The following is a 15703-nucleotide window of genomic DNA, read 5'->3' on the forward strand; positions in this document are numbered from 1 at the left end:
CTTCAAGCAAACCCTTACAGCGCGCAGGCTCCCGCGCGGCGAACTCATACGATGCTCACATTTCAACAAATTATCCTGACCTTGCAAACCTATTGGGACAAGCAAGGTTGCGCTCTGCTCCAGCCTTACGACATGGAAGTCGGCGCCGGCACCTTCCACACAGGTACCTTCCTGCGCGCGATCGGCCCGGAACCGTGGCGCGCCGCGTATGTGCAGCCGTCGCGCCGCCCGAAAGATGGCCGCTATGGCGAAAACCCGAACCGCATGCAGCACTACTACCAGTACCAGGTGGTCTTGAAGCCGGCGCCGGAAAACATCCTCGACCTGTATCTGGGTTCGCTGGCCGCACTGGGCCTGGACTTGAAGCAGAATGACGTGCGCTTCGTCGAAGACGACTGGGAAAGCCCGACCCTGGGCGCCTGGGGCCTGGGCTGGGAAGTCTGGCTGAACGGCATGGAAGTGACCCAATTTACCTACTTCCAGCAAGTGGGCGGCCTCGATTGCAAGCCCGTGCTGGGTGAAATCACCTACGGCATCGAACGCCTGGCCATGTATCTGCAGGGCGTGGAAAACGTGTACGACCTGGTGTGGACCGAGTGGGAAGAGAACGGCGTCACGAAGAAGCTGACCTACGGCGACGTCTTCCACCAGAACGAGGTGGAACAGTCGACCTACAACTTCGAGCACGCGAATACGGACCTGCTGTTCGAACAGTTCGGCAACTACGAAGCGGAAGCCAAGCGCCTGATCGAGCTGCAACTGACCCTGCCCGCCTACGAAAAGATCATGAAAGCGTCGCACAGCTTCAATATGCTCGATGCGCGTGGCGCCATCTCGGTGACGGAACGCGCTGCCTACATCGGCCGCGTGCGCACCCTGTCGCGCCTGGTGGCACAAGCGTATTACGACTCGCGCGAGCGCCTCGGTTTCCCGATGCTGCCTGCCGCAGACCAACCCGCCGCCGCTTGATCGCCTAGCTCATACACCGCCGTACCAGACAAGAACACCATGAACCAAACACTGCTCATCGAACTGCTGACCGAAGAATTGCCGCCGAAAGCGCTGGCCAAACTGGGCGCAGCCTTCACCGCCGGCATCGTCAACGGCCTGAAAGCGCGCGACTTCCTGGAAGCCGACAGCGTCGCCACCAGCTACGCCACGCCGCGCCGCCTGGCCGTCTCCATCACCAACGTGCGCGAAGTCTCGCCCGATAAGTCCATCCGCGAAAAAGTCTTGCCCGTCTCCGTGGCGCTGGACGCGAATGGCAACGGCACGCCCCCGCTGGCCAAGAAACTGGCCGCGCTGGGCTTCCCCGAGCTGACGGTGGCAGAGCTGGAACGCGCCGCCGACGGCAAGGCCGAAAGCTTCTTCTACACCTACACGGCGCCAGGCAGCAAACTGGAAACTGGCGCACAGGCAGCCTTGATGGAGTCGGCCGCCAAACTGCCGATTCCAAAACTGATGAGCTATCAGCGCCCGGACGGCACGACCGTGCAATTCGTGCGCCCGGCCCACAGCCTGATCGCCCTGCACGGCATCAATATCCTGCCCCTGACCCTGCTGGGACTCAGCGCCGGCCGCACCACCCTGGGCCACCGCTTCCTCACCGACGGCGCGCCGATCACCATCGCGCACGCGGAAAACTATGCGCCGTCCCTGATCCTCAACGCCAGCGTCATCGCCAGCAACGAGGAACGCAAGGAGCGCATCCGTGCCCAGTTGCTGGACAAGGCCGGCGCCGACCAGGTGCTGATGCCTGAAGCGCTGCTCGACGAAGTCACCGCGCTGGTCGAATGGCCGGTCGTGTATGAGTGCCACTTCGAGGAAGAATTCCTGGCCGTGCCGCAGGAATGCCTGATCCTGACCATGCAGACGAACCAGAAATATTTTGCGCTGACCGACAGCGAAGGCAAGTTGCGCTCGCGCTTCCTGATCGTCTCGAACATCGAGACGGATACGCCTGAACACATCATCGGCGGCAACGAGCGCGTCGTGCGCCCGCGCCTGTCCGACGCCAAGTTCTTCTTCGAGCAGGACAAGAAGAAGACCCTGGCATCGCGTTTGCCGCTGCTGGCCAACGTCGTCTACCACAACAAACTGGGCACGCAAGCGGCACGCACAGAGCGCGTCAAGTCGCTGGCCGGCGCCATCGCGGCAAAATTGGGTGACGACGTGACCCTGGCCGAACGTGGCGCACTGCTGGCCAAGGCCGATTTGCTGACCGACATGGTGGGCGAATTCCCCGAGCTGCAAGGCATCATGGGCACGTATTACGCGCGCCATGACGGCGAGCCGGAAGAAGTGGCGCTGGCCGCCTCCGAGCACTACCAGCCGCGCTTTGCCGGCGACAGCCTGCCATCGACCGCCACCGGGACCGCCGTGGCCCTGGCCGACAAGCTCGAAACCCTGGTCGGCATCTGGTCCATCGGCCTGGCGCCGACGGGCGACAAGGATCCGTTCGCGCTGCGCCGCCACGCGCTGGGCGTGCTGCGCATGCTGCTGGAAAAGCGTTTGCCTTTGTCGATCCAGGGCTTGCTGGCGGATGCGGCCGCGCAGTTCGCAGCCATTCCCGGCTTCAAGGATCCGGTCGCGGACGTCACCACCTTCATGCTGGACCGCCTGCGCGGCATCCTGCGCGAGCGCGGTTTCTCGCCGAATGAAATCGAAGCCGTCGTGGCGCAAAACCCGGATCGCCTGGACGACATCGTGCAGCGCCTGGAAGCCGTGCAGGCGTTTGCCGCCCTGCCGGAAAGCGCCTCGCTGGCAGCCGCCAACAAGCGCATCACGAACATCCTGAAAAAGAACGAGGAAGCGCTCAAACTGGTCGCTGACACTGGCGTCAAGGTGGCGCTGCTGCAGGACGAAGCGGAGAAGAAACTCGCCGCCGCCGTCTCGCGCGTGCAGCCGGAAGTCGACGCGGCCTTTGCCAAGGGCGATTTCACCAGCACCCTGCAAACGCTGGCGCAGCTGCGTGACGACGTCGATGGCTTCTTCAATGACGTGATGGTGATGGCCGAGGATGTCGCCCTGCGCAACAACCGCCTGGCCTTGCTGTCGTCCTTGCACGGCATGATGAACCGCGTGGCCGACATTTCCAAGCTGGCGGCATAATGGGTACGCCGGCGCTGAAACTGATTATTCTCGACCGCGACGGCGTCATTAATCATGACTCGCCGGACTTCATCAAGTCGCCAGCCGAATGGCTGCCGATTCCCGGCTCGCTCGAAGCGATCGCCCGCCTGAACCAGGCTGGCTATCGCGTCGTCATCGCCTCGAACCAGTCGGGTATCGCGCGCGAATATTTCGACATGACGGTGTTGAACGCGATCCACCAGAAGATGCACACCCTGGCGCAGCAGGTGGGCGCCGATATCGACGCCATCTTCTTTTGCCCGCATGCGGGCGCGGACAATTGCGACTGCCGCAAGCCCAAGCCCGGCATGTTCCATGAAATCTCGCAGCGCTACAACACCAGCCTGAAAGGCGTGCCCACCGTCGGCGATTCGCTGCGCGACCTGCAGGCCGGCTTCATCAGCGGCTGCGTGCCCTACCTGGTATTGACCGGCAAGGGTGAAAAAACCAACGAGACGGGTGGCTTGCCGCCTGGCACCAAGGTCTTCCCCGACCTGGCCGCCGTCGTCAGCCATTTGCTCAAGGCGCCATCGGCACCGGCGCCCACAGTGGCGTTCAGTATTTAATCTTCGGAGAACCGCATTGCGTAATATTTCCCTGTTCCTGCGATCCCTGCTGTTCATGATCATCATGATCGTGGCCACCATCGTCTGGGCCTGCGTGTGCTTTTTTGCCGCGCCATTGAGCTACAACAAGCGCTATTGGGTCACCTCGCGCTGGAACGTGTTTATCCTGTGGTGCGCCAAGGTCATTTGCGGCATCCGCTATGAAGTCAAGGGCGCCGAGAATTTCCCGGATGCGCCGGCCATCGTGCTGTCGAAGCACCAGTCGGCCTGGGAAACCATCTTTTTGCTTCCCAGCCTGCCACGCCCGCTCGTGTATGTGTTCAAGAAGGAGATTTTGTACATCCCGTTTTTCGGCTGGGCCATGGCGCTGCTGCGCATGATCCCCATCGACCGCAAACAGGGCAAGCATGCGTTCAAGAGCGTCGTCGCCCATGGCAAGCGCCGCCTGGCCGATGGCCAATGGATTATCATGTTCCCGGAAGGCACCCGCATCCCTGTGGGCCAGGCGGGCAAGTACAAGAGCGGCGGCACGCGTCTGGCCATCGCCACGGGCGCCGTGGTGGTGCCGATTGCGCATAATTCAGGCGAATGCTGGCCCAAGCAGTCATTCCTCAAACGCCCGGGACTGATCACCGTCTCGATAGGCAAACCGATTTCGCCGGAAGGGCAAACCCCGGACAGCATGATGCAACAGGTGGAAAATTGGATAGAATCAGAAATGCGCGTCATTTCGCCTCACGCCTACAACGCTGGCTAGACGGCATCAGCGCGGTCATCCAGGAGCCGACACTGCGCCAGCAGATGAAGACCATCAAGGTCGGCGACCAGCAACTGGATTTGTTCGCGCATGACGTCTCGACCAGCACGCCCCCGGCGGTGCGCCCCACGGCACCGCCAGTGCCGCCCGTGGCGCCACCGCTAGTGGCACCAGCGCCCCCCATCGTTCGTCCTGCCCCGCCTCCCCTGCCTTCCCCGCCACGCACCGCCGATGGCCCGCCATTGCGCCAGTTGCAGCTGGGCAGCCACCTCGTCGAATTCGCCCTGCGCCGCTCCACGCGCCGCTCCATCGGCTTCATGATCGACGATAACGGCTTGCGCGTCACGGCACCCAAGCGCGTCACCCTGGCCGAAATCGACAACGCCATCCGCGCCAAGCAAGGCTGGATCGTCTCGAAACTGCTGGAGCGGGGCGAGCGCAAGGTGCAGCGCCAGCAGCGCCCGCCCGTGGCATGGGTCGATGGCGCCGTGCTGCCGTATCTTGGTGGCGAAATCACCTTGCGACTGCACCAGGCGCCGCGCCACCGCGCCAGCTTCCAGCGCGAGACGAATGAACTGCACGTATGGGTCACGCCCGCGGGCAGCGAGCAGCAGTTGAAGGAAAAAGTGAAGGGCTGGTTCCAGCACGAGGCGCGCCAGCTGTTCGAAGCGCGCCTGGACGTGTATGCGGACAAGCTGGGCGTGCGCTACGATTCATTGTCGCTATCGTCGGCCGGCACGCGCTGGGGCAGCTGCACCATCGAGCGCAAGATCCGCCTGAACTGGCGTTTGATCCACTTCGCCCTGCCGCTCATCGACTACGTGGTGGCGCACGAACTGTCACACCTGCTGGAAATGAACCACAGCCCCCGCTTCTGGGCCACCGTGGAATCGATTTATCCCGATTATGATGGGGCCAAGCAGGCGCTCAGAAAGCGCTCGCAGGAGCTTCCAGTCCTGTTTACTTAAGCTGCCAGTAAAGGCTTGATGGCCGCGATGGTACGCGGCGTGGCGCCCCGGTGTTGATTGGCAAACGCCAGCGCTTTATCTCCCATGGAAGATAAACGCGCCGGATCTTGCAGCAATGCCGATGCTTGCGCCATCAGCGCATCGGCGTTCGCCACCCGCGCGGCGCCGCCGGCGGCAATCGCCTGATCGGTCACCAGCGCAAAGTTGAAGGTATGGGGACCGATCAGCACGGGCTTGCCCAGGGCCGCTGGCTCGATCAGGTTTTGCCCGCCCAGCGGCAGCAGGCTGCCGCCGACGAAAGCGCAATCGCAGGCCGCGTAATAGGCAAACATCTCGCCCATCGAATCGCCCAGCAGCACCTGCGTGCCTGCGGCAACGGCGTCGTCCTGCATCAGGCCGGACCTGCGCTGCACGGCCAGGCCATGCGCGGCGATCATTTTTTCCACCTCGTCAAAGCGCTGCGGATGGCGCGGCACGATCAGCAGCAGCGCGTCAGGTGGCAGGCTGGCGCGCGCCAGCGCCTCGAGGATCAACTGCTCTTCCCCTTCGCGCGTGCTGGCGCACAGCAGCACGGGTCTTGTTCCTATTGCGCCGCGCAGCCAGGCGCCCGTCGCCAGCGCCGCCTCGGGCACGACGACGTCGAACTTGATGCTGCCCGTGACGACCACGTCCTGCACGCCCAACTGGCGCACGCGATCGGCGTCGTCCTGCGTCTGCGCCGCCACCAGGGTGATGCCGCGCGCCGCATCGGCAATGAGCTTGCCCAGGCGCTGCGCCTTGCCCAGCGAACGCTGCGACAGGCGCGCATTGGCCAGCACCACGGGCACGCCGTGGCGATTGCATTGGTGGATCAGATTCGGCCACACTTCCGTCTCCATCAGGATGCAGATGCGCGGCGCGAAATGGCGAATGAAACTGGCCGGCATGGCGCCCGTGTCATACGGCAGATAGCTTTGCACCAGGCGCGCGCCGTGTTTCGCGAACAGGGATTTGCCCGTGGCGCGCCCCGTGGGCGTCATGTGCGTGAGGACGATGCGGCATGCGGGCCATGCGGCCAGCAGCGCATCGATCAACGGCTCGGCCGCGCGCGTCTCGCCGACGGAGACGGCGTGCAGCCAGATGGTATCCGTAGCAGGCGTCGGCTGGCGCCCGTAAAAACCCAGGCGCTCGCCCCAGTGCTGGCGGTAGCCGGGTTCCTGGCGTCCGCGCAGCCACAGCCGCGCCAGCACCAGGGGCAAGACCAGCCACCAGGCGAGAGTATAAAGAAGTCGCATGATTGTTTAATGTTGAAGTCAGGCGGTTGAAGTCAGGCGGGAGGGTAATCGGCCAGCAGGCGCTGTGCCGCGGCCAGCACTTCCGGTACGCCGGGCGGCGCACCCTTGTCGCCCAGGTTGATGATTTTCGGCGACCAGTTGCCTTCCGTTTTCCACAGCGGCGAATCGGCATAGATTTCCACCGTCGGACGCACAAAGGCGGCGGCGATATGCGTGAGGCCCGTATCGACGCCGATCACCAGCGCCGCGTGGCGCGCCAGCAGGGTGGCGTCGCCCATCGACAGCTTCGACAGCACGCGCGCGTTGGGCAGGCTGGCCGCCAGTTGTTCGGCTTCCGCCTTTTCCTTGGGCGAACCCCAGGGCAGCAAAATCGGCATGGGCGCGAGCGCGTGGCCGAGGGCGATCCAGTTTTCCGGCGCCCATTTCTTGGCGTCGCGCGCCGTGCCATGGAAATACACGCAGTATGGCGCCTCGCCCATCCAGTCCGGACGCGGTTCGTTGCCCGATACTTCCGGCAAGCCGAAATCGGCGGGCGTGTCGACCGTGTAGCCGAGTGCCGCGCCGGCCACCAGGCGGCCGCGCGCTACCGCATGCGTGCGCGGGTCGAGCGGGATGCTTTTGGTATGGAACAGGCGCGAGATGCCTTCGTAGCCGGAGCCTTCGCTGCCATTGGCCAGGCCGACCTTCTGTCCGCCCGGCGCCAGGCGCGCGGCGCCCATGATGATGCCCGTCTTGAGCAAGCCCTGGGTATCGAACACGTAATCGTAATGCGTCTGGCGCAGGCTGCGGAAGAAGGCGGCGATTTCCGCGCGCGTCTCTTTCTTGCCCAGGCTCTTGCGCCAGCGCCGCAGCGCGAACGGGAAGATGGTACCCACGCGCGGGTTCAGGCGCACCAGGCTGACGTAACCCTCTTCAACCACCCAGTCGATGGTCGCATCCGGGAAATGGCGGGCGATGTCCGCCACCATGGGCAGGTTATGCAGCACGTCGCCCAGCGAGGACACCCGCACCAGCAGGATTTTCAAGGGCGCCTGTGCGCCAGGTTGACCGGCCATGCTGTCAGAACGGCAGCACAGCGTCTGGCTTGGCAGCCAGGATCACGCTCTTGAACTGCCCCTGGATGCGCGCCAGGGCTTGTGGCGTTTCCGCTTCGAAGCGCATGACGATCACCGGCGTGGTGTTCGAAGAGCGGGCCAGGCCGAAGCCGTCCGCGTATTCCACGCGCAAGCCGTCGATAGTGATGATCTGTTCATTGCCGGGGAAGACGGCGTCGCGGCGCAGTATGTCCATCAGCGCTACGTTCTCGCCTTCCTTCAGTTCCAGGTGCAGTTCAGGCGTGCTGTCGGACTGCGGCAGGGAGTTCAACAGGGCGGAAGGATCGGCTTCGCGCGTGAGGATCTCCAGCAGGCGCGCGGCCGAATACAGGCCGTCGTCGAAACCGTACCAGCGGTCCTTGAAGAAGATATGGCCGCTCATTTCGCCGCCCAGCGGCGCACCCGTCTCGCGCAGCTTGGCTTTCACCAGCGAGTGGCCCGTCTTGTACATCAGCGGCACGCCGCCATGCTTGCTGATCCACGGCGCCAGGTGGCGCGTGCATTTCACGTCGTACAGGATTTGCGCGCCCGGATGGCGGGTCAGCACGTCGGCCGCAAACAGCATCATCTGGCGGTCAGGGTAGATGATCTGGCCATCCTTGGTGACCACGCCCAGGCGATCGCCGTCGCCGTCGAAAGCGATGCCGATTTCGGCGTCCGTCTCGGCCAGGCAGCGGATCAGGTCTTGCAGGTTTTCCGGATGCGCCGGGTCCGGGTGGTGGTTCGGGAAATTGCCATCGACTTCGCAGAACAATTCGATGACTTCGCAGCCCATGCCGCGGAACAGGTCGCCCGCGAACGCACCGGCCACGCCATTGCCGCAGTCGACGGCGATCTTGATCGGGCGCGCCAGCTTGACGTCGCCCAGGATGCGCTCCAGATAGGCGGCGCGGATATCGTGCGTGGCATAGGTTCCCGGGTTGGCAATGTCCTTGACGCTGGCGCTGCCGTCGTGCGCGACGATGCTGTGGTACAGCGCCTGGATCGCTTCGCCGTGGATCGCTTCGCCGGCCAGCACCATCTTGAAGCCGTTGTAGTCGGGTGGATTATGGCTGCCCGTGACCATGATGCCGGAATGCGTGTCGAGCACATTCGTGCCGAAGTAGACCATCGGCGTGGCCACCACGCCCAGGTCGATCACGTCGACACCTGCCGCTTGCAAGCCCTGCGCCAGCGCCGCCGTCAATTCCGGTCCCGACAGGCGGCCATCGCGGCCGATCACGACCCGCTGCTCGCCCTTGGCCAAGGCGGCCTGGCCAAATGCCTGACCGATCTTGTGGGCCACGCTGGCATCGAGGGTTTTAGCGATGATGCCGCGAATATCGTAGGCCTTGAAGATCGTTCTGGACAATGGAAGCATGGTATGGGCGGTATAAGTAGGGTCAAATAGGGTACCTGGCAAGGTGCAGCGCGCAACTGACAGCTTGCTACTGCGCCAAGAGTATACCGAATTATACGCGCAGCAGATCGATAGACTTGCCCGATTCCACCCATTGTTTGACCCACAGCGGCTGGCGGCCACGGCCTGTCCATTGCTCGTTCGCATTGTCAGGATGGCGGTAACGCACCGCGACTTTGCCCGTGCGCGGGTGCAAGCCGTCGAGTATCAGCTGTTTCAACGGAATACCCGCCTGCTGCGCGATGGCCATGATCTGTTCGCGCGCCTTGTTCAAATCTTCACGTTCGCGGCTGTTCAATTCCTGCTTGACATTATCTTCCAGCTTGCGCAATTCCAGCATCGTCATCGTTGACAGATCCATCCCGTATATCCTTTACATTGTTAAATAATAAAATAAGCGTGAAATATACTACATTGTATAAACATCTGCGCACCGCTGCATAATCCATCGTCATTTTAATCACGGCCATCGACTTATTTATCTGCTCAACATTAAGATTAAATGAGGAATATGCCGAAAACACGCGTGATAAATAAATAAGCAAGGATGAATCGCATGCCGGCTTGCCAGCGCATGCGGCTTGCAAGGCTGGCATGGCGCGGCTATTCATTCAAAAAATGCGCTGGCGGATTAATATTGATGTCCTCCTGCGGGAAATGAAGACCATTAAATCCGCATGCGGCATAATCGGCATCCGATTTTTTCCTCCGCCGGTCGCGCGCACAATTGCTCACAGGCCGGCAATGTACCCAACGCCAGAGGGCTGGCATGCTTATAATGCAGACGTGTAGTTCACTTCACCCCGGCACATATGAAAACTTACTTTATCGGCGATCTGCAAGGCTGCCATGCACAAACCATCGAACTGATCGAACTGATCCAGGCGGCGGCAAGCGGTCCGTACCGCCTGCTGTTCGCGGGCGACCTGATCAATCGCGGCCCGGCCTCGCTGGCCACCCTGCGCCACGTGCACGCGCTGGCGCAGCAGGGCCTGGCCGACAGTGTCCTGGGCAACCATGACTTGCACCTGCTGGCTGTGGCCAACGGCATCCGGCCCGAGCATGCGTCCGATACGCTGGCCGAGATCCTCGACGCGCCCGATCGCGACGAGTTGATCACCTGGCTGCGCCACCGGCCGCTCGCCTTGCAGCACCAGGAGCATGTGCTCGTGCATGCGGGCTTGCTGCCGCAATGGAGCGCAGCCCAGGCCCTGTCCCTGAGCGGGGAAGTATCCGCCATGCTGCGCAGCGACGGCTGGGTGGCGTTCCTGCGCGCCATGTACGGCAACGAGCCGGCCGCCTGGCGCGACGACCTGCAGGGCGCCGACCGGCTGCGCTGCATCGTCAACGCCATGACGCGGCTGCGCTTTTGCACGCCGGATGGCGTGATGGACTTCAAGATGAAGGAGAGCGGCAGCCCTCCGCCAGGCTCCGGCCTGCTGCCCTGGTTCGACGTACCGGGCAGGCGCAGCGCGGGCGACACCATCGTCTTCGGCCACTGGTCGGCGCTGGGATTGCAGTTGCGGGAGCACCTGATCGGCCTCGATAGCGGCTGCGTCTGGGGCGGAAAACTGTCGGCCGTGTGCCTGGAAGACCGCTCGCTGCTGCAAGTCGACTGTCCCGCTTTCCAGCAGCACAGTGGCAAGCGGTAAGTGATCGTGGCAAGTGGTAACCATGGCGCGCATATGCTTAGTCGAAATCGGTCGTTTGCCTTGCCGCGCGTGGCCCTTATGATGCAACTTTCATGATGCAGCTTTTGCCTGTGCGATCCCATGCCCCCTGATACCGACAGACTGGCGCGCTGGCTGCTCGGCAGCCTGGAACTCGACACCGCCGTCCTGCATGTGGGCCAGTACTGCGGCCGCTGGCGCGCTTCCACGGCGGACCGGGAACTGGGCAGCTTTCACCTGGTGCTCGATGGCCACTGCTATTTGCACCTCGACGGGGCGGCGCCGATTGCGCTCGGCCCTCGCGACGGCGTCTTCCTGCTGCGCGACTTGCCGCATTTCCTCAGTCCCCACAGCGACCCGCTGCATGCGGTGAGCGCGCAAGCCATGCTGCCGCTGCAAGCGCCGACGGAGCAGCCGGCGACGGCGCTGGCCTGCGGCTTCTTTCAATTTCGCGGCGCCCTCTCCACACTGATCGTCGACTCCTTCCCGCCGTATCTGCTGATACGCGGCGATGCGCCCGCCTTCAGCGCCGCCGCCGCGCTGTTCGACCTGATTCTGGCCGAGGCTGGCGGCGATCCGGAACAGCCGTCGCCGCTCATCGCGCGCCTGGTCGAACTGCTGTTCTTTTACCTGATTCGCCATGTGGCGCAGGGCGAGCAAGTGGCGGCCGGCCTGCTGTCGCTGCTGCACCAGCCCGCATTTTCGCCACTGCTCGAACGCATGCTTGACGCCCCCGCCGACGACTGGTCGATCGAGAACATGGCCAAGGCCGCCTGCATGTCGCGCGCCAGCTTTTGCAAGCATTTCGCCAGTGCCAGCGGCCACTCGCCGGCCCAATTCCTGCTCCTGCTGCGCATGAAGATCGCCGCACGGCGCCTGCATGACGGCGTCTCCGTCGAACGCGCGGCCGAACTGGTGGGCTACCGCTCGCACGCCGCCTTTACGCGCGCCTTCAAGCGGGTCACCGGCGAGCAGCCGGGCGCCTACCGGCGCGACCAGCGCCAGCGCCAACTGGCCAGCTAAATCAAGAATCACACAATCGCAGACGAACGAGCACAAAAGGACGACGCTGACGTCTGTTACCTGCACGGCATGGCCGATATAATGGCCGGGTGACTTACTAACTTAGCAAGGTACCCCATGTCCCGTCTGACGCTGCACACTCTCGATACCGCCCCGGCCGACAGCCGCCCCTTCGTGGAAAAGGCCATCGCCAACAACGGCTACCTGCCCAACCTGATCGGCGTGCTGGCCAATGCCCCGCTGGCACTGGAAACCTATCTGACCGTATCAAGCATCAATGCGCGCGCCAGCCTGACGTTGATGGAACGCGAAGTGGTGCAGATCACGGCCGCGCGCATCCATGGCTGCGACTTCTGCATCGCCGGTCATAGCGCCATCTCGCTGAAAAAAGCGGACCAGACGCCCGATACCGTGCGCGCCCTGCAGCATGGCCAGCCGACGGGCGACGTCAAACTGGACGCTGTCGCCGCCTTCGCTACGGCCGTCATCGCCACGCGCGGCACCGTCAGCGACGCCGAATATCAAACCTTCCTGGCAGCCGGCTACAACGAGCAACAGGCGCTGGAAGTCGTGCTGGGGATCAGCCTGGCCACCCTGTGCAATTTCTCCAACAGCCTGGCCGGCACGCCCGTCAATCCGCAATTGACACCCTACTTGCCTGGCGCCGTCTGACATGGGCCTCCTCCATCACTGGCTGCACACGCACGCCGACCAGCTCGATCAATCGTCGGAACTGGCTGAAACCATCGTGCCGGCCCTCGCTGGTGACCAGCTGCTGGCCATCGGCGTGCCGCAAGTACACGGCGGCGCGGGCGGCGACGTGCGCGACGCCATCGACGCCATCGCCAAAGTAGCCGAACAATCGGTGACGGCCGCTTTTGTCTTCTGGGGCCAGCGCTGTTTCATCGAATTCCTGCTGCAAAGCGAGAACCGCGCGCTGGCCGAGCGCCGCTTGCCAGGCCTGCTGGCAGGCACGCAGGCGGGCGCCAGCGGCTTGTCGAACGCCATGAAATTCTTGTCCGGCATCGAGCAGTTGCAAATCACGGGCGCGCGTCAGGAAGACGGCTTGCTGATCGATGGCGGCCTGGCGTGGGTGACGAACTTGCGCAAGGCGGGCTTTGTCGCGGCAGCCGCCGTGGCGCCGAACGACGGCGCGGCTCCCGTTATCGTCGCCTTCGACAGCGGCACGGCAGGCGTCAAGCGCAGCGACGACCTGGACCTGATCGCCCTGCGCGGCAGCAATACGGCCTCCGTCAAGCTGACGCAGGTGCACATCCCCGCTGCGGACATCATCAGCGACAATGCGCCAGCCTGGCTGCCGCAGGTGCGCCCATCGTTCCTCGGCATGCAGTGCGGCCTGTCTATCGGCCTGGCGCGCGCCAGTCTGGCGCAGGCGGCGCAAATTTCCGCCGGTTCGCGCAACCAGCTCACGCCACGCATCGAAGCGCTGCAAGCCACCCTGGAAAGCGCCGTCGGCACCTTGCTGGCCGGCGTGCACGATGGCCGCTTCAAGACGCAGGCGCCAGCTATGTTCCGCCTGCGCATACAGCTGGCCGACGTGCTGCAGCAGGCACTGATGCTGGAACTGCAAGCCATGGGCGGACGCGCCTACCTGAACGCCGAGCAGCAGGGCTTTGCCCGCCGCTGGCGCGAATCGTCGTTCATCCCCATCGTCACCCCCAGCCTGACGCAATTGCAATCGGCCTTGCAGCTGTTCGACAGCCAGCAGGTGGCCAAGGCCGCGGGAGCGCCCGCATGACGGCAGCGGCGCAAGACTGGGCGCTGCAGGCGCAGGACCTCAGCTACGCCTATCCCGGCACGGCGCCCGTGTTCCAGCACGTCTCGCTGGGCGTGCGCAAGCGTGAAATCGTCTGCCTGCTGGGTGGCAGCGGCTGCGGCAAATCGAGCCTGCTGCGCGTGCTGGCCGGCTTGCAGCCCCCATCCACGGGCGAGATTCAATTCCTCGACGCGCCCATGCGCGAACCGGATCCGCGCAGCGCCCTCGTCTTCCAGCAAGCCAGTTTGCTCCCCTGGCTGAACGTCACGGGCAATGCCGGTTTCGGCCTGGACTTCAAGCACCAGCCGCAGCTCACGCGCGAAGCGCACCAGGCGCGCGTGGCGCAAGCCATCGACGCGGTGGGCTTGAAGGGCCGCGAAAAGCTGTATCCGTCCGCGCTGTCAGGCGGCATGGCGCAGCGCGTGGCCTTGGCCCGCGCGCTGGCGCGCGAACCGGAACTGCTGTTCGCCGATGAACCATTTTCCGCCCTCGACGCCATCACCCGCGCCGAGATGCAATCGTTGCTGGTCGACGTGGTGCACCGCTGGCACACGGCCGTACTGCTCGTCACGCACGATATCGATGAAGCCATCCTGGTGGCCGACCGCATCTTGCTCATGGGCGGCAAGCCCGGCAACATCGTGCGCGAATGGCCCGTCGCCATCGCCCAGCCGCGCATCGGCCATAGCGCCGAAGTGATCACCCTCAAGATGGAGATCCTCGACGCCCTGCAGGCGCTGCAAAAGCAGGATCAAACGCCCGCCTGCGCCCCCCTTTAATTGACCGGAGCACTTCCATGTCCATCCCAGAAAATAACAAACCCCTGCATATCTGCGCCTCGTCCGATTGCGGCTGCGGCCTGACGCGGCGCGACTTCCTGCGCATGTCGGCCCTGGCCACGGCCAGCGTTGCCTCGCCCCTGCTGTTCGCCGGCGACGCCATGGCCCAGCAAGGTCCGAAAGGCGACGACCAGCCCGTAAAGATCGGCTACCTGCCGATCACCGACGCCACCCCGCTGCTCGTCGCGCACGCCCGCAAGCTGTTCGAAGCGGAAGGCTTGCAGGCGGAAACGCCGCGCCTGTTCCGCAGCTGGGCGCAGATCATCGAAGCCTTCGTCGCCGGCCAGGTCAACGTCATCCACCTGCTGTCGCCGGCCACCCTGTGGGTGCGCTATGGCGCCAAGTTCCCTGCGAAAGTCGTCGCCTGGAACCACGTCAACGGCTCCGCGCTGACGGTGGCCAACGAGATCAACAAGGTCTCCGACCTGGGCGGGCGCACGGTCGCCATCCCGTTCTGGTACTCGATCCACAACATCCTGCTGCAGCAAATCCTGTCCTCGAATGGCCTGACCCCGGTCACGCGCGCGCGCAACGCGGCCATCAAGCCGAATGAAGTCAACCTGATCGTGCTGGCGCCGGCCGAAATGGTCTCCGCCCTGGCCAGCAAGTCCATCGCCGGTTACATCGTGGCCGAGCCGTTCAATGCGGCGGCGGAAAACGCCGGCATCGGCAAGATCCTGCGCTTCTCGGGCGACGTGTGGAAAAACCATGCGTGCTGCGTCACGTTCCTGTCCGAGCGCGACATCAACACGCGTCCCGAATGGGCGCAGAAAGTCACCAACGCCATCGTCAAGGCGCAGCTGTGGACGCGCTCGAACCAGGTTGACACGGCCAAGCTGCTGTCGAACGTGGGCGAGCACCGCTACACGCCGCATCCGCTGCAGGTGCTGACCAAGGTATTGGCCACCACCGATTACGCCGGCTATGAAAAGCAGGGCCTGATCGTGCACAAGAACTGGCAGCAGCGCCGCATCGACTTCCAGCCCTATCCGTTTGCCTCGTACACGGAAGAACTGGTGCGCGCCATCGGCCGCACCAAGGTCGAAGGCGATACGCGCTTCCTGGCGAACCTCGATCCGAAGTTCGCCGCGCGCGACCTGGTCGATGACCGCTTCGTGCGCAAGGCCATCACGGCAGTCGGCGGCCCGGCCGCCTTCGGCTTGCCGGCCAACCTGCTGCGCAGCGAAACCGTGGCGGTCTGACG

15 protein-coding genes are annotated in these 15703 nt (G+C 63.9%); 11 read left to right on the forward strand and 4 right to left on the reverse strand.

Going from position 1 to position 15703, the window contains the following annotated elements; genetic code table 11:
- Positions 1-51 precede the first annotated feature (51 nt).
- The 5 genes from glyQ to ACQ4WY_RS10510 are packed head-to-tail and all read left to right on the forward strand — an operon-like array spanning position 52 to position 5423.
- A complete protein-coding gene (gene glyQ / locus ACQ4WY_RS10490; protein ID WP_034780177.1) occupies positions 52-969 on the forward strand; it encodes a glycine--tRNA ligase subunit alpha in 918 nt (305 codons plus the stop codon).
- 39 nt (positions 970-1008) lie between these two features.
- The gene (glyS, locus tag ACQ4WY_RS10495) at positions 1009-3111 is read left to right on the forward strand and encodes a glycine--tRNA ligase subunit beta (RefSeq protein ID WP_436503931.1); all 2103 of its coding nucleotides are present in this window, start codon (positions 1009-1011) and stop codon (positions 3109-3111) included.
- The gene (gmhB, locus tag ACQ4WY_RS10500) at positions 3111-3698 is read left to right on the forward strand and encodes a D-glycero-beta-D-manno-heptose 1,7-bisphosphate 7-phosphatase (protein ID WP_436503932.1); all 588 of its coding nucleotides are present in this window, start codon (positions 3111-3113) and stop codon (positions 3696-3698) included. Before glyS ends, gmhB begins: the two co-directional genes overlap by 1 nt.
- A gap of 16 nt (positions 3699-3714) precedes the next feature.
- Entirely contained in the window at positions 3715-4455 is a 741-nt protein-coding gene (locus ACQ4WY_RS10505; protein WP_034746739.1) for a lysophospholipid acyltransferase family protein, read from the forward strand.
- Positions 4456-4499: 44 nt separating this feature from the next.
- Entirely contained in the window at positions 4500-5423 is a 924-nt protein-coding gene (locus ACQ4WY_RS10510; protein WP_436504430.1) for a M48 family metallopeptidase, read from the forward strand.
- On the opposite strand, the gene waaA is transcribed toward ACQ4WY_RS10510, so the two are convergent.
- From waaA to ACQ4WY_RS10530, 4 genes are all read right to left on the reverse strand, one after another.
- Positions 5420-6697, reverse strand: coding sequence for a lipid IV(A) 3-deoxy-D-manno-octulosonic acid transferase (waaA, locus tag ACQ4WY_RS10515; protein WP_436503933.1), 1278 nt, complete (start codon positions 6695-6697; stop codon positions 5420-5422). The two genes, ACQ4WY_RS10510 and waaA, sit on opposite strands and share 4 nt — an antisense overlap.
- A 32-nt stretch (positions 6698-6729) precedes the next feature.
- On the reverse strand, positions 6730-7752 hold the full coding sequence (gene waaC / locus ACQ4WY_RS10520) for a lipopolysaccharide heptosyltransferase I (RefSeq protein WP_436503934.1): 1023 nt from the start codon (positions 7750-7752) through the stop codon (positions 6730-6732).
- A 4-nt stretch (positions 7753-7756) separates the two neighbouring features.
- Entirely contained in the window at positions 7757-9151 is a 1395-nt protein-coding gene (locus ACQ4WY_RS10525) for a phosphomannomutase/phosphoglucomutase (RefSeq protein ID WP_436503935.1), read from the reverse strand.
- Between the two features lie 91 nt (positions 9152-9242).
- Positions 9243-9551 carry an H-NS histone family protein gene (locus ACQ4WY_RS10530; protein WP_436503936.1) on the reverse strand — a complete coding sequence of 103 codons (309 nt, stop codon included), beginning with the start codon at positions 9549-9551 and terminating at the stop codon, positions 9243-9245.
- Between the two features lie 451 nt (positions 9552-10002).
- Here ACQ4WY_RS10530 and ACQ4WY_RS10535 point away from each other — a divergent pair, with 451 nt between their 5' ends.
- From ACQ4WY_RS10535 to ACQ4WY_RS10560, 6 genes are all read left to right on the forward strand, one after another.
- The gene (locus ACQ4WY_RS10535) at positions 10003-10842 is read left to right on the forward strand and encodes a symmetrical bis(5'-nucleosyl)-tetraphosphatase (protein WP_436503937.1); all 840 of its coding nucleotides are present in this window, start codon (positions 10003-10005) and stop codon (positions 10840-10842) included.
- A gap of 120 nt (positions 10843-10962) precedes the next feature.
- Positions 10963-11883 (forward strand): AraC family transcriptional regulator, encoded by a 921-nt coding sequence (locus ACQ4WY_RS10540; RefSeq protein ID WP_436503938.1) that lies wholly within the window; start codon positions 10963-10965, stop codon positions 11881-11883.
- Positions 11884-12000: 117 nt separating this feature from the next.
- Positions 12001-12555 carry a carboxymuconolactone decarboxylase family protein gene (locus ACQ4WY_RS10545; RefSeq protein ID WP_436503939.1) on the forward strand — a complete coding sequence of 185 codons (555 nt, stop codon included), beginning with the start codon at positions 12001-12003 and terminating at the stop codon, positions 12553-12555.
- A gap of 1 nt (position 12556) precedes the next feature.
- Positions 12557-13642 carry an acyl-CoA dehydrogenase family protein gene (locus tag ACQ4WY_RS10550; protein WP_436503940.1) on the forward strand — a complete coding sequence of 362 codons (1086 nt, stop codon included), beginning with the start codon at positions 12557-12559 and terminating at the stop codon, positions 13640-13642.
- Positions 13639-14439 (forward strand): ABC transporter ATP-binding protein, encoded by an 801-nt coding sequence (locus ACQ4WY_RS10555; RefSeq protein WP_436503941.1) that lies wholly within the window; start codon positions 13639-13641, stop codon positions 14437-14439. Before ACQ4WY_RS10550 ends, ACQ4WY_RS10555 begins: the two co-directional genes overlap by 4 nt.
- A 17-nt stretch (positions 14440-14456) precedes the next feature.
- Positions 14457-15701, forward strand: coding sequence for an ABC transporter substrate-binding protein (locus ACQ4WY_RS10560; protein WP_436503942.1), 1245 nt, complete (start codon positions 14457-14459; stop codon positions 15699-15701).
- The last annotated feature ends 2 nt before the right edge of the window (positions 15702-15703 follow it).

Source organism: Janthinobacterium salmonicoloratum (assembly GCF_051380845.1).
Classification (GTDB): Bacteria; Pseudomonadota; Gammaproteobacteria; order Burkholderiales; family Burkholderiaceae_D; genus Janthinobacterium; species Janthinobacterium lividum_F.

Bases quoted from the DNA above. Each gene is read 5' to 3' on its own strand.
- gmhB (WP_436503932.1), top strand. From the start codon at position 3,111: ATGGGTACGCCGGCGCTGAAACTGATTATTCTCGACCGCGACGGCGTC.
- ACQ4WY_RS10540 (WP_436503938.1), top strand. From the start codon at position 10,963: ATGCCCCCTGATACCGACAGACTGGCGCGCTGGCTGCTCGGCAGCCTG.
- ACQ4WY_RS10560 (WP_436503942.1), top strand. From the start codon at position 14,457: ATGTCCATCCCAGAAAATAACAAACCCCTGCATATCTGCGCCTCGTCC.
- waaA (WP_436503933.1), bottom strand. From the start codon at position 6,697: ATGCGACTTCTTTATACTCTCGCCTGGTGGCTGGTCTTGCCCCTGGTG.
- glyS (WP_436503931.1), top strand. From the start codon at position 1,009: ATGAACCAAACACTGCTCATCGAACTGCTGACCGAAGAATTGCCGCCG.
- ACQ4WY_RS10555 (WP_436503941.1), top strand. From the start codon at position 13,639: ATGACGGCAGCGGCGCAAGACTGGGCGCTGCAGGCGCAGGACCTCAGC.
- ACQ4WY_RS10530 (WP_436503936.1), bottom strand. From the start codon at position 9,551: ATGGATCTGTCAACGATGACGATGCTGGAATTGCGCAAGCTGGAAGAT.
- ACQ4WY_RS10510 (WP_436504430.1), top strand. From the start codon at position 4,500: ATGAAGACCATCAAGGTCGGCGACCAGCAACTGGATTTGTTCGCGCAT.
- ACQ4WY_RS10535 (WP_436503937.1), top strand. From the start codon at position 10,003: ATGAAAACTTACTTTATCGGCGATCTGCAAGGCTGCCATGCACAAACC.
- ACQ4WY_RS10545 (WP_436503939.1), top strand. From the start codon at position 12,001: ATGTCCCGTCTGACGCTGCACACTCTCGATACCGCCCCGGCCGACAGC.
- waaC (WP_436503934.1), bottom strand. From the start codon at position 7,752: ATGGCCGGTCAACCTGGCGCACAGGCGCCCTTGAAAATCCTGCTGGTG.
- ACQ4WY_RS10550 (WP_436503940.1), top strand. From the start codon at position 12,557: ATGGGCCTCCTCCATCACTGGCTGCACACGCACGCCGACCAGCTCGAT.
- glyQ (WP_034780177.1), top strand. From the start codon at position 52: ATGCTCACATTTCAACAAATTATCCTGACCTTGCAAACCTATTGGGAC.
- ACQ4WY_RS10525 (WP_436503935.1), bottom strand. From the start codon at position 9,151: ATGCTTCCATTGTCCAGAACGATCTTCAAGGCCTACGATATTCGCGGC.